We start from the raw sequence: 12,768 nt of genomic DNA, 5'->3' as shown, positions 1-12,768 counted from the left end.
TCTACTCTTAGCCACCGTGACTGAACGGACCCTCGTGCTGATCAAGCCAGACGGTGTGCAACGCGGACTGATCGGCGAGATCATCGGCCGCATCGAGCGCAAAGGCCTGACCATCGCGGCGCTGGAGCTCAGGACCGTCAGCGACGAGCTGGCCGGCCGTCATTACGCCGAGCACGAAGGCAAGCCGTTCTTCGGGTCGTTGCTCGAGTTCATCACGTCGGGGCCGGTGGTGGCGGCCGTCGCGGAGGGGCCGCGAGCGGTCGCGGCGTTTCGCCAGCTCGCCGGCGGCACCGACCCGGTGGACAAGGCCACGCCCGGCACCATCCGCGGCGACTTCGGCTTGCAAACCCAGTTCAACCTGGTGCACGGCTCCGATTCGGCCGAGTCGGCGCAGCGCGAGATCGCGCTCTGGTTTCCCGGCGCCTAGCGCCGGGACACGTGCTTGCGAGCCGGGTTCACCGGTGTACGGCTCAGACGAGGGTGATCTGGCCCAGTGATATGGGATACTGACTGCGGGTGAACGTCGCCGGACCGGCGTCGAACACCCGAATGAAGACTTCGGCAAGCGCGACCATCGCCATCCGATGGGGCGCGGCGTGTCAAGCCGTCATTCAGCATGGCGCCGAGTGTGCTCGCCCCGAGCGGCTCGGAGCAAGACCATCACAAGCCCGGGAGAAGTGACCCGGGCACATAGCGGAGCCCTCGCGTGGCCGCGTCGAAACGACGCGCCCGGGGGCTTGAGGAGAATACGTGGTAGACGGTGCCCCATCTTCAGACCCACAAGAGCCGACACAGCGTGAGGAACTGCCGGACCGCCTGAGAGTCCATTCGCTGGCACGAACGCTGGGGACCAGCAGCAGGCGGGTGCTCGATGCCCTCAACGCGCTGGACGGTCGAATCCGCAGCGCACATTCCAGCGTGGACCGGGTCGACGCGGTCCGGGTACGCGACCTGCTGGCCGAAACGCCCGCCGAAGAACCCGCCAACGAAGCCAACCAAGCCAAACCCGAAGAAAACGCTGAACGCGGTGTCGCCGCGGCGGCTGTTGCACCGGACGAAGCTGAGGCGCCCCCGGAACCCGAATCCCGGTTGCTGCTGGAAACGCAGCAAACGGTGCAGGTCGTCGAGACGTGGGTGGAGCGGCCACATTACCTGCCGCTGTTCGTCGCGCCGCAGCCGATTCCCGAGGCGATCGATGTGGACGACGGCACCGATGACGAGGCGGCCGACGATTCTGACGATGACGACGAACAGGAGCAGATCGACCGGCCGAGCGGTCGGCGGCGTCGGCGTGGCCGTCGGGGCCGTGGTCGGGGACGCGGTGAACAGGGCGGATCCGACGGCCCCGGCGAAGATGACGGCGACGAAGCCGACCGGAAGGCGGTTGGCGACTCTGCCCGTTCCGACGACTCGGAAAGTGACGATTCAGCGGACTCCGATGACACCGACACCGAAACCGACGCCGGCGACGATGACAACGGTTCGGCAGAGGGCGCCAGCCGTCGCCGCCGGCGCCGCAGACGGCGCAAGTCGGGTTCCGGAGAGGACGGCGACGAGGGCCCGGCGCCCGACGATCCGCCCAACACCGTCGTGCACGAACGCGCGCCCCGCAACGGAGGCTCCGGGGACGACGAGTCCGGCGCCAACGAGATCAAGGGCATCGACGGCTCGACCCGGCTGGAAGCCAAACGGCAACGCCGCCGGGACGGCCGCGACGCCGGGCGGCGCCGCCCACCGGTACTGACCGAAGCCGAATTCCTGGCCAGACGCGAGGCCGTCGAGCGAGTCATGGTGGTGCGTGACCGGGTCCGCACCGAGCCGCCGCACCCGGGCACGCGCTACACCCAGATCGCGGTGCTGGAAGACGGCATCGTCGTCGAACACTTCGTGACTTCCGCGGCTTCGGCTTCCCTGGTGGGCAACATCTACCTGGGCATCGTGCAGAACGTGCTGCCGTCGATGGAGGCGGCCTTCGTTGACATCGGTCGCGGCCGCAACGGTGTGCTCTACGCCGGTGAAGTCAACTGGGACGCAGCCGGACTCGGCGGGGCCGACCGCAAGATCGAACAGGCCCTCAAACCCGGCGACTACGTCGTCGTCCAGGTCAGCAAGGACCCGGTCGGTCACAAGGGCGCACGGCTGACCACGCAGGTGTCGCTGGCCGGCCGCTATCTGGTCTACGTGCCGGGCGCGTCGTCGACCGGGATCAGCCGCAAGCTGCCCGACACCGAACGCCAACGGCTCAAGGAGATCTTGCGCGAGGTGGTGCCGTCCGACGCGGGAGTGATCATCCGCACCGCGTCCGAGGGGGTCAAAGAGGGCGACATCCGTGCCGACGTCACCCGGTTGCAGGAGCGCTGGCAACAGATCGAAGCCAAGGCAGCCGAGGTCAAACAGAAGGCGGCCGGCGCTGCGGTGGCGCTCTACGAAGAACCGGATGTGCTGGTCAAGGTCATCCGCGATTTATTCAACGAGGACTTCGCCGGACTCATCGTTTCCGGCGACGAGGCATGGACCACGATCAACGACTACGTGAATTCCGTTGCGCCCGATCTGGTTTCGAAATTGACCAAGTACGAGCCGGCCGAGCTTGCTGAGGGTCAGACGCGCCCCGATGTCTTTGCGGTGCATCGTATCGACGAGCAGCTGACCAAGGCGATGGACCGCAAGGTGTGGCTGCCGTCGGGCGGGACATTGGTGATCGACCGGACCGAGGCCATGACGGTGATCGACGTCAATACCGGCAAATTCACCGGCTCCGGGGGCAATCTCGAGCAGACCGTCACCAAGAACAACCTGGAGGCGGCCGAGGAGATCGTTCGTCAGCTGCGGCTGCGTGACATCGGCGGCATCGTGGTCATCGACTTCATCGACATGGTGCTGGAATCCAACCGCGATCTGGTGCTGCGCCGGCTGACCGAGGCGCTGGCCCGCGATCGCACCCGTCACCAGGTGTCCGAGGTGACCTCGCTGGGCTTGGTCCAGTTGACCCGCAAACGCTTGGGAACCGGCCTGATCGAGGCCTTCTCGTCGTCGTGTCCCCAGTGCAGCGGGCGTGGGATCCTGCTGCACGCCGATCCGGTGGATGCGGCGCCGGCGACCGGGCGAAAATCGGAATCCGGAGGCCGGCGAAACAGGCGCTCGAAGAAGAGCCGCGCCGAAGAGCCCAGTGAGAAAGGGATCGTGGCCAAGGTCCCCGCTCACGCCCCCGGCGAGCATCCGATGTTCAAAGCGATGGCAGCCGGCTCGTCCCTGGGGCCGGGCCGTGGGGACGGGGAACCCGAGGAGTCCGATGAGGAACTCGCGGCCGCGATCGACGAGGACACTGCGGTGGCGGTGTGCAATGACATAGATGACCTCGACGAAGACGCAGACAACACCGGCGAGCCCGAGGACATCGAAGACTTCGAGGACACCGACGAGGACGAAGAACTCGACGACGAGGAGCTCGATGACGACGAGCTCGACGACGACGACCTCGATGATGACGACCTCGATGACGAGCTCGACGTCGATGATTCCGACACCGACGACGAGGACACCGACCCCGAACCCGCCGACAGTCCCGACGGCCCGCCCGGACCCGTCGAGGCGGTCTCGTTGCCGGAACGTCCGCGGCGGCGACGGGCGGCGGGTAGGCCGGCCGGCCCGCCGATCCATGTGGACTGACCGCCACGAACGCTGCGCCGGTTTGACCCTGTAGCCGCTGGTCACGTAACCTGGGTCAGTTGTCGCCAGGCTGCCAGCCTACGACGGCGATCCGGTCCAATCGCGCCTGCGGTGGCGCTGTGTGCCGAATCGCGAACCAGACCCGCACGCATAACCCACCGGGTGACGCGTGCCCGCAACAGTAAGCACGACAACGAGCAGAGGTGCACCCACGATGGCGACCTACGCAATCGTCAAGACCGGCGGCAAACAATACAAGGTTGCCGTCGGGGACGTGGTCAAGGTCGAAAAGCTCGAATCCGACCCCGGCGCGAAGGTGTCGCTGCCGGTCGCCTTGGTCGTCGACGGTGCCACCGTCACCACCGATGCCAACGCCCTGGCCAAGGTCGCGGTGACCGGCGAGGTCCTCGAGCACGTCAAGGGTCCCAAGATCCGGATCCACAAGTTCAAGAACAAGACCGGCTACCACAAGCGGCAGGGCCACCGTCAGCAGCTGACGGTCCTGAAAGTCACCGGCATCAAATAGCGGAGGCGACAAAATGGCACACAAGAAGGGCGCTTCCAGCTCGCGCAACGGTCGGGACTCGGCCGCGCAGCGGCTGGGTGTCAAGCGGTTTGGCGGCCAGGTCGTCAAGGCCGGCGAGATCCTGATTCGTCAGCGTGGCACCAAATTCCATCCCGGCATCAACGTCGGCCGTGGCGGGGATGACACGTTATTCGCCAAGGCGGGCGGCGCGGTCGAGTTCGGCATCAAGCGTGGACGCAAGACCGTCAACATCGTGCCGCAGCCCTAAGCGCTTCGCGAGCGTAACGACGGGGCGGTGTCGCGGGCCTTGTTTCGCCCTGACGTCACATTCGGAGGGTTGGTAAACCGATGCCCCGGTTCGTGGATCGGGTGGTCGTTCACGTGCGGGCGGGCTCGGGTGGTAACGGCTGTGCTTCGGTTCATCGAGAGAAATTCAAGCCGCTGGGCGGTCCCGACGGCGGCAACGGCGGTCGCGGCGGCAGCATCGTCTTTGTGGTAGATCCGCAGGTGCACACCCTGCTCGACTTCCATTTCCATCCCCACATCACCGCGCCGTCGGGCAAACCGGGGATGGGCAGCAACCGCGACGGCGCCGCGGGCGCCGATCTGGAGGTCAAGGTGCCCGACGGCACCGTCGTGCTGGACGAAACCGGGCGGTTGCTGGCCGATCTGGTCGGCGCCGGCACCCGCTTTGCGGCCGCCGCCGGTGGCCGCGGCGGATTGGGCAACGCCGCGCTGGCCTCGCGGGCCCGCAAAGCTCCCGGATTCGCGCTGCTCGGCGAACCCGGACAGTCGCGCGATCTCACCCTGGAACTCAAGACCGTCGCCGACGTCGGGCTGATCGGATTCCCGTCGGCCGGAAAGTCGTCGCTGGTGTCGGTCATTTCGGCGGCCAAACCCAAGATCGCCGACTACCCGTTTACCACCCTGGTGCCCAATCTCGGCGTGGTCTCGGCGGGCGAACACACATACACCGTCGCCGACGTGCCCGGCTTGATCCCGGGCGCTGCCCAGGGCCGCGGCCTGGGCCTGGACTTCCTGCGGCACATCGAGCGCTGCGCGGTGCTGGTGCATGTCGTGGACTGCGCGACCAACGAGCCGGGCCGCGACCCGATCTCCGACATCGATGCGCTGGAAGCCGAACTCGCGGCCTACACACCCACGCTGAGAGGCGACGCGGTGCTCGACGATCTCACCGAGCGGCCCCGGGCGGTGGTGCTCAACAAGATCGACGTCCCCGAGGCCCGGGAACTCGCCGAGTTCGTTCGCGACGAGATCGCCCAGCGCGGCTGGCCGGTGTTCCTGGTGTCCACAGTCACCCGGGAGAACCTGCAGCCGTTGATCTTCGGGCTGTGGCAAATGGTTGTGCAATACCACGCCGCACAGCCTCAGATGGTGCCGCGACGGCCGGTCATTCGCCCGGTGCCCATCGACGACAGTGGTTTTGACGTGCAGCCCGACGGCCGCGGCGGCTTCGTGGTGACCGGTGCCCGGCCCGAGCGCTGGATCGGCCAGACCGACTTTGACAACGACGAGGCGGTCGGCTATCTCGCGGACCGCCTGGCGCGCCTGGGTGTCGAGGACGAGCTGCTGCGGCTGGGCGCCCAGCCCGGGTGCGCGGTGACGATCGGTGACATGACGTTCGACTGGGAGCCGCAAACTCCCGCGGGCGGTCACGTCGCGATGTCGGGCCGGGGCACCGATGCGCGTCTGGAGCGCAGCGAGCGGGTCGGCGCCGCCGAACGAAAGGCGGCCCGCCGGCAGCGACGCGAACGCGGTGAGAGCTGATGGCCAGTCCGCACCGGGAAGTCATCCGGACCGCGCGCAGCCTCGTCGTCAAGGTCGGGACGACGGCCCTGACCACGCCGTCGGGGATGTTCGACGCCGGCCGGCTGGCCGAGCTCGCCGACGCTATCGAGGCACGGATGAAGGCGGGCACCGACGTCGTTATCGTGTCCTCGGGCGCGATCGCCGCCGGCCTGGAGCCGCTCGGATTATCGCGTCGGCCAAGAGATCTGGCGACCAAACAGGCCGCCGCCAGCGTCGGGCAGGTGGCGCTGGTGAACTCGTGGAGCACCGCGTTCGCCCGGTACGGCCGCACGGTGGGGCAGGTGCTGTTGACCGCCCACGACATCTCGATGCGGGTCCAGCACACCAACGCCCAGCGCACCCTGGACCGGCTGCGGGCGCTGCACGCGGTGGCGATTGTCAACGAGAACGACACGGTGGCCACCAACGAGATCCGCTTCGGTGACAACGATCGGCTGTCGGCGCTGGTGGCTCACCTGGTGGGCGCCGAGGCGCTGGTGCTGCTGTCCGACATCGACGGGCTTTACGATGCCGATCCCCGAAAACACAAGGGCGCGAGGTTTATTCCGGAGGTGTCCGGTCTGGTCGATCTGGACGGCGTCGTGGCAGGGCGCAGCAGTCACCTGGGTACCGGCGGAATGGCGTCCAAGGTGTCGTCGGCGTTGCTGGCCGCGGACGCGGGGGTGCCGGTGCTGCTGGCTCCCGCGGCCGACGCGGCGACGGCGCTCACCGATGCGTCGGTGGGTACGGTGTTCGCACCGCGGCCCGGGCGCATGTCGGCGCGCCGGTTCTGGGTACGGTATGCCGCCGAGGCCGCGGGCAGGCTGACGCTCGACGCGGGTGCCGTGCATGCGGTCGTGCGGCAACGCCGGTCGCTGCTGCCGGCGGGCATCACCGCGGTATCGGGCAAGTTTTTCGCCGGCGACGTCGTCGAACTTCGTGGACCCGACGCGACCACCGTGGCCCGCGGTGTGGTTGCCTACGACGCGGCCGAGCTGGCCGCGATGATGGGCAGGTCCACCTCGGAGCTGCCCGGTGAACTACGTCGGCCCGCGGTGCATGCCGACGACCTGGTGCCCGAGTAATCTCAGCTTGCCTCACGATGCCGAAGCGGCTTCCAGATACAGTGCGCCCCAAACTATTTCGGTCAGCGTGGTGGCCAGCTCGGCGTCGAACTCCGGTGGTTTCGCCGGCAGGCTCTGTTGACAGACCCGCTCGACCATCCAGGTCAGCGCATCGGCGGTGGTGGCCGCGGGCAGTTCGGCACGAATGGAGCCGTCGGCCTGGCCGTCCTCGATGACACGGGCCAGGCGCTCGGAGATGGCGGTCAGCAGATCGCGATAGGTTTGTGCCGCCATCGGGTCGTAGCCGGCCATCTCGCTGAGCGCCACAAGCAGTGGTTGATGACGCCGAAAGCTGGAGATGATGCCCGCCATGGCGGCGCGGACATCCTCGGGATTGTGTCGCCAGGCCACATCCCACCACTGTGCGGCGCGGTGCGCCAGGTCGTCGAAAACCTGGCCGGCCAACCGGCGCAGCAGGTGGCCTTTGTCCTCGAAATAGATGTAGAAGCTGGCGCGGGAGATGCCTGCCGCGGTCGCCAGCCGATCCACGCTGAGCTCGGTGAAGCTCGCGCCCTCGTTCATCAGCTGTTCGGTGGCGTCCAGCAGCCGGCGCTCCAGCTGCTCTCGGCGGTGCCGGCGGGTGGCCTGGGTGTTGCGAGTAACCGATGGCATGTCTCGTTCTGCGCCTCCCTTCGGCTTCGGGCGAGCATAACCGTGAATTCGACATCTTGACTAGACACTATGTCTAAACCTATGGTCATGGTCGTGGCTGCCGGTACCCGTGCCTACGACGCAATCGACCTGTCCTCGCGTAAGTTCTGGGCCTTGACCGCGGCCGAGCGGGAACGCTCGTTTGCGGTGCTGCGCGCCGAGCGTTCGGTGAGCTGGCACCGACCGGTCGAGGACGCGCTGCTCCAGGATCCCGACGACCCTGGTTTCTGGGCGGTCACCCGGCGCTCCGACATCGTCACGGTCAGTCGCACCAACGAGGTGTTCCTGTCCGGCAAGGGCGTGCTCTTCGAAAACGTGCCCGTCGAACTGCTGGAAGGATCGCAGTCGTTCCTGGCGATGGACCCGCCGCGACACACCAAGCTGCGCAAGCTGGTCAGTGCGGCGTTCACGCCGCGGCAGGTGCGCCGCATCGAGGACTCGATCAAGACCAACGCCAAGGTCATCGTCGAAGAGCTGCGGGCGGCCGGCAGCGGTGTCGATTTCGTCGAGCACTGCGCAAAGGAACTGCCGATGCGGACCTTGTCGGACATGGTCGGGATTCCCGAATCGGAACGTGAGCGGGTAGCGCATGCCGCCGACGCGTTGGTCTCCTGGGCCGACTCGGTCTACCTCGGCGGGCGCAACCCGCTGCACGTCCTGTTCGAGAATCAGGCCTATTTGCATCAGCTTGCCGCCGAGCTGGCTGCCGAACGGCGCGACCACCCCGGCGATGACCTCTTCAGCGGCCTGGTGAACGCCGAAGTGGACGGCGACCGGCTCTCCGATGCCGATGTGGCCGCGTTCTTCGTGTTGCTTGCGGTGGCCGGCAATGACACCACTCGCCAAGCCACCAGTCACACCCTGCGCGCGCTCACCGATTCTCCCGCCCAGAAGGCTTGGCTGGTCGCGGATTTCGACAATCGGATCGGCACCGCGGTCGAGGAGTTCATCCGGTGGGCCACCCCGGTGATGACGTTTCGACGCACGGCCGCAACAGATTTCGAGCTGACCGGCCAGACCATCCGGGCCGGCGAGAAGGTGGTGATGTTCTATGCGTCCGGCAACCGGGACGAGGACGCCTTCGACCATCCCGACCGCTTCGACTTGAGCCGCAGTCCCAACCCGCACGTCGGGTTCGGCGGCGGTGGAGTGCACTTTTGCCTGGGCGCTCATGTGGCCCGGGCGCAGCTGCGCGCCATCTTCGGCGAGCTGCTGCGACAGTTACCGGACATCCAGGCCGGCGATCCGGCCTACGTGCCAGGCAACTTCGTGCACGCTATTCGCAGCATGCCGTGCACGTTCTAATGGGCCGCTCTACTGGGCCACTCTAATGGGCCGCGAGCTCGCCAGCTCGGCGGCCAGCCGCGTCAACGTCTCCGAGCATCCGCCGTCGATCTTCACCGCGGCCAAGCCGTCGCCGCGGGTGGGTCCCCGGTTGACGATCGCGATCGGGATCGCCAGGGCGGCGGCGCGGCGCACGAATCGGTAGCCGGAGAACACCGTCAGCGACGAGCCGGCCACCAGCAGCGCCTGGGCCCCTTCGACCAGTGAATACGCCTGGGCCACACGGTCTTTAGGGACGTTTTCGCCGAAGTAGACGATGTCGGGCTTGAGTATGCCGCCGCAGCACGGACAGTCGAGGTAGCGAAACGATGCGGTGTCGGCCGCCGAGGCGATGACGGCGTCCGCGTCGGGAGCCACCGCCAAACCGCCGACCGCCGCGGCTCGCTCGATGTATCCGGGGTTGAGCTCCTCCAGCTGTGCGGCCAGCGCGGCGCGCCTGGTGGCGTGGCCACAACTCAGGCACCTCACCTGCGCGTAGGTGCCGTGCAGGTTGACCACGTTGCGGCTGCCGGCCTTGGTGTGCAGCAGATCGACGTTCTGGGTGATCACGCCGGTCACCACCCCGGCCCGCTCCAACGCGGCCAGCGCCCGATGTCCGGCATTGGGCACGGTGTCGTCCATGTGCCGCCAGCCGCAATGATTGCGCGCCCAGTATCGCCGGCGAAACACCGGATCCGAGGTGAACTGGCCGATGGTCGTGGGATTGCTCGGCGGTGAGTCAGGTCCCCGGTAATCGGGTATGCCCGAGTCGGTAGAAATTCCCGCACCCGTGAGCACCGCCACCCGGCGGCCGGCCAGCAGCGCGACGAGTTCGGGGGAGTCCACCCAACCGAGCCTAGGCATCCGCCGACACCCCGTCACCCGCTCTCGATCGTGATACCGCGACAATGGAGGGCAATGAGCTTCTATTCCGCATACCGGCACGGGTTCGTGCGCGTCGCCGCGTGCACGCACCACACCACGATCGGCGACCCCGCGGCCAATGCCGCCTCGGTACTGGGCCTGGCGCGGCAGTGTCACGACGACGGCGTCGCGCTGGCGGTGTTTTCCGAGTTGACGTTGTCGGGGTACTCGATCGAGGACATCCTGCTGCAGGACGCCCTGCTCGACGCCGTTGAGGACGCACTGCTGGACGTGGTGGCCCAGTCCGCCGACCTGCTGCCGGTCCTGGTGGTCGGCGCGCCGCTGCGGTATCGGCACCGCATCTACAACACAGCGGTCGTCATTCATTGCGGCACCGTGCTGGGTGTGGTCCCGAAGTCCTATCTGCCCACCTACCGGGAGTTCTACGAGAGCCGGCAGGTCGCGGCCGGCGACGACGAGCGTGGCAGCCTGCGGATCGGAGGATCGGACGTGCCGTTTGGCCCCGATCTGCTCTTCGCCGCGTTGGACCTGCCCGGCTTTGTCCTGCACGTCGAGATCTGCGAGGACATGTTCGTCCCGGTCCCGCCGAGCGCCGAGGCGGCGCTGGCCGGAGCGACCGTGTTGGCCAACCTGTCCGGCAGCCCGATCACCATCGGGCGCGCCGAGGACCGCTGCTTGCTGGCCCGCTCGGCGTCGGCGCGATGCCTGGCCGCCTACGTCTACGCCGCCGCCGGAGAAGGGGAGTCGACGACGGACCTGGCGTGGGACGGCCAGACGATGATCTGGGAGAACGGGGTGTTGCTGGCGCAATCCGAGCGCTTCCCGAAGGGGGAGCGCCGCTCGGTGGCCGACGTCGACACCGAGCTGCTCCGATCGGAGCGGTTGCGGATGGGCACTTTCGACGACAACCGGCGTCACCACCGGGCAGCAGTGGAATCGTTCCGGCGCATCGAGTTCCGGGTCGATCCGCCTACCGGCGACATCGGGTTGCGGCGAATCGTGGAACGGTTCCCGTTCGTGCCCGCCGACCCACAACGGCTGCAACAGGATTGCTACGAGGCCTACAACATCCAGGTGTCCGGCCTCGAGCAGCGGCTGCGGGCGCTGAACTACCCGAAGGTGGTCATCGGCGTCTCGGGCGGTCTGGATTCTACGCACGCGCTGATCGTCGCCGCCCGTGCCATGGACCGCGAAGGCCGGTCGCGCAGCGACATTCTGGCGTTCACCCTGCCCGGCTTCGCCACCGGTGATCGCACCAAGAGCAACGCGGTCAAGCTGGCGCGGGCGCTGGGCGCCACCTTCGAGGAAATCGATATCCGCGACACCGCCGCGCTGATGCTCAACGAAATGGGCCATCCGTTCGCGCGCGGTGAGAAGGTCTACGACGTCACCTTCGAGAACGTGCAGGCCGGCCTGCGCACCGATTACCTGTTCCGCATCGCGAACCAGCGCGGCGGAATCGTGCTGGGCACCGGGGACCTGTCCGAGCTGGGCCTGGGCTGGTCGACATACGGTGTCGGCGACCAGATGTCGCACTACAACGTCAATGCCGGGGTGCCCAAGACGCTGATCCAGCACCTGATCCGCTGGGTCATCTCCTCGGGCGAATTCGACGAGCAGGTGTGCGAGGTGCTGCAGTCGGTGCTCGACACCGAGATCACCCCTGAGCTGGTTCCCAGCGGCGAAGAGGAGGAACTGCAGAGCAGCGAGGCGAAGGTGGGGCCCTTTGCGTTGCAGGACTTCTCGCTGTTCCAGGTGCTGCGCTTCGGGTTCCGGCCGTCGAAGATCGCGTTCCTGGCCTGGCATGCATGGAGTGACTCCGAGCGCGGCACGTGGCCGCCCGGCTTCCCGCACGGCAAGCGGCCGTCCTACACGCTGTCCGAGATCCGGCACTGGTTACAGGTTTTCGTCGAACGGTTTTATTCGTTCAGCCAGTTCAAACGTTCGGCATTGCCCAACGGGCCCAAGGTGTCGCACGGGGGCGCATTGTCACCGCGTGGGGATTGGCGCGCCCCGTCGGACATGCCGGCGCGAACCTGGCTCGACCAGATCGAACAGGAAGTGCCGCATGACTGAACGCTATTTAGAGGTGTTTCGGTAACAGGGGTGAATCGCCGCGTGGGATCTGTGGCGGGAAGTCTGTGAACGGCGGTCGGAGACGGGCTACGGAAGTACCTGCGCCGGCCGGACTTTCAAGGTTTCAGGGGCCGGTGGATGGCCGCAGCCGACATGTTTGTGCCCGCGGCAAGCGTCAGATCGACGCTATGGCCAAGCTGGGCGTGGACGATGCCGCGGGAGCGACGGGGGTGGAGCAGACGGTCCCGGCGCGGCGCGCGGTCGAACACGACGACGCGGCGATCCCCTGCGTCAAATAGGTACTGGCCGCGGATCAAAGGCTCCAGGCGCCGCAGCGCCTGGAGCATCGTGAGACGAAAGCGGATTTCCCTGCTCCCACCGGTGAGAGGGACGGCGCCCAAAGCCCACAACCCCGGTGCCGAACCACCGGCCAGACGCCAGCGAAGTGAGTGCGCAGGGATCGAAAGCCAGCGACAGCGACCGTTGACCGGCTACGACCTGTGTTTTGCCTTCCTCGCCAGCGCGGGCCTTTCTCGATAACCATGAATCATCCAGATACCGGAACATCTTTGATTTGATCTAAATCCCTTGTGTCACTGTGGTTTCTGTGGTCACATGACGGCGATTCTTGTCGGTGGGTGTTCGTAAGATTTCAGGCATGGGTTCGGGTAGTCGTGAAGACATCATTGAGGTCTTCGACACGCT

The 12,768-nt window shown here is 67.0% G+C and carries 11 protein-coding genes; 8 read left to right on the top strand and 3 right to left on the bottom strand.

From position 1 onward, the window contains the following. Positions 1-16: 16 nt before the first annotated feature. The 6 genes from ndk to proB all read left to right on the top strand — a co-directional run bounded on the left by ndk (position 17) and on the right by proB (position 7,089). A complete protein-coding gene (gene ndk / locus EET03_RS18345; protein WP_075542545.1) occupies positions 17-427 on the top strand; it encodes a nucleoside-diphosphate kinase in 411 nt (136 codons plus the stop codon). A gap of 323 nt (positions 428-750) precedes the next feature. Next, complete coding sequence (gene rne / locus EET03_RS18340; protein WP_099193645.1) at positions 751-3,669, top strand: ribonuclease E; 2,919 nt, start codon at positions 751-753, stop codon at positions 3,667-3,669. A gap of 214 nt (positions 3,670-3,883) precedes the next feature. Next, complete coding sequence (rplU, locus tag EET03_RS18335; protein ID WP_063470939.1) at positions 3,884-4,195, top strand: 50S ribosomal protein L21; 312 nt, start codon at positions 3,884-3,886, stop codon at positions 4,193-4,195. A gap of 13 nt (positions 4,196-4,208) precedes the next feature. Next, positions 4,209-4,463, top strand: a complete 255-nt coding sequence (rpmA, locus tag EET03_RS18330) for a 50S ribosomal protein L27 (RefSeq protein ID WP_063470940.1) — start codon at positions 4,209-4,211, stop codon at positions 4,461-4,463. An 80-nt stretch (positions 4,464-4,543) separates the two neighbouring features. Then, positions 4,544-5,983 carry a GTPase ObgE gene (gene obgE / locus EET03_RS18325; RefSeq protein WP_075542547.1) on the top strand — a complete coding sequence of 480 codons (1,440 nt, stop codon included), beginning with the start codon at positions 4,544-4,546 and terminating at the stop codon, positions 5,981-5,983. Then, positions 5,983-7,089, top strand: coding sequence for a glutamate 5-kinase (proB, locus tag EET03_RS18320; RefSeq protein ID WP_075542548.1), 1,107 nt, complete (start codon positions 5,983-5,985; stop codon positions 7,087-7,089). The genes obgE and proB overlap by 1 nt, the downstream gene beginning before the upstream one ends. A 12-nt stretch (positions 7,090-7,101) precedes the next feature. On the opposite strand, the gene EET03_RS18315 is transcribed toward proB, so the two are convergent. Next, positions 7,102-7,740: a TetR/AcrR family transcriptional regulator gene (locus tag EET03_RS18315; RefSeq protein WP_075542549.1), complete on the bottom strand. Its 639-nt coding sequence runs from the start codon at positions 7,738-7,740 to the stop codon at positions 7,102-7,104. A gap of 87 nt (positions 7,741-7,827) precedes the next feature. Here EET03_RS18315 and EET03_RS18310 point away from each other — a divergent pair, with 87 nt between their 5' ends. Beyond that, the gene (locus tag EET03_RS18310; protein ID WP_075542561.1) at positions 7,828-9,084 is read left to right on the top strand and encodes a cytochrome P450; all 1,257 of its coding nucleotides are present in this window, start codon (positions 7,828-7,830) and stop codon (positions 9,082-9,084) included. Between the two features lie 9 nt (positions 9,085-9,093). Here the strand turns inward: EET03_RS18310 and EET03_RS18305 are convergent, their stop codons facing one another. Then, entirely contained in the window at positions 9,094-9,966 is an 873-nt protein-coding gene (locus tag EET03_RS18305; protein ID WP_075542550.1) for a Sir2 family NAD-dependent protein deacetylase, read from the bottom strand. Between the two features lie 54 nt (positions 9,967-10,020). Here EET03_RS18305 and EET03_RS18300 point away from each other — a divergent pair, with 54 nt between their 5' ends. Beyond that, positions 10,021-12,063 (top strand): NAD(+) synthase, encoded by a 2,043-nt coding sequence (locus EET03_RS18300; protein ID WP_099193644.1) that lies wholly within the window; start codon positions 10,021-10,023, stop codon positions 12,061-12,063. Between the two features lie 116 nt (positions 12,064-12,179). On the opposite strand, the gene EET03_RS18295 is transcribed toward EET03_RS18300, so the two are convergent. Further along, positions 12,180-12,410, bottom strand: coding sequence for a hypothetical protein (locus tag EET03_RS18295; protein WP_136625725.1), 231 nt, complete (start codon positions 12,408-12,410; stop codon positions 12,180-12,182). Positions 12,411-12,768: the final 358 nt, after the last annotated feature.

The sequence above is a fragment of the Mycobacterium innocens genome (assembly GCF_900566055.1).
GTDB lineage: Bacteria > Actinomycetota > Actinomycetes > Mycobacteriales > Mycobacteriaceae > Mycobacterium > Mycobacterium innocens.
This window is presented reverse-complemented; position numbering and strand designations above follow the sequence as displayed.

Excerpts from the sequence above, each read along its gene's own strand:
- rplU (WP_063470939.1), top strand. The coding sequence starts at position 3,884 with ATGGCGACCTACGCAATCGTCAAGACCGGCGGCAAACAATACAAGGTT.
- rpmA (WP_063470940.1), top strand. The coding sequence starts at position 4,209 with ATGGCACACAAGAAGGGCGCTTCCAGCTCGCGCAACGGTCGGGACTCG.
- obgE (WP_075542547.1), top strand. The coding sequence starts at position 4,544 with ATGCCCCGGTTCGTGGATCGGGTGGTCGTTCACGTGCGGGCGGGCTCG.
- proB (WP_075542548.1), top strand. The coding sequence starts at position 5,983 with ATGGCCAGTCCGCACCGGGAAGTCATCCGGACCGCGCGCAGCCTCGTC.
- EET03_RS18315 (WP_075542549.1), bottom strand. The coding sequence starts at position 7,740 with ATGCCATCGGTTACTCGCAACACCCAGGCCACCCGCCGGCACCGCCGA.
- EET03_RS18310 (WP_075542561.1), top strand. The coding sequence starts at position 7,828 with ATGGTCGTGGCTGCCGGTACCCGTGCCTACGACGCAATCGACCTGTCC.
- EET03_RS18305 (WP_075542550.1), bottom strand. The coding sequence starts at position 9,966 with ATGCCTAGGCTCGGTTGGGTGGACTCCCCCGAACTCGTCGCGCTGCTG.
- EET03_RS18300 (WP_099193644.1), top strand. The coding sequence starts at position 10,021 with ATGAGCTTCTATTCCGCATACCGGCACGGGTTCGTGCGCGTCGCCGCG.
- EET03_RS18295 (WP_136625725.1), bottom strand. The coding sequence starts at position 12,410 with ATGCTCCAGGCGCTGCGGCGCCTGGAGCCTTTGATCCGCGGCCAGTAC.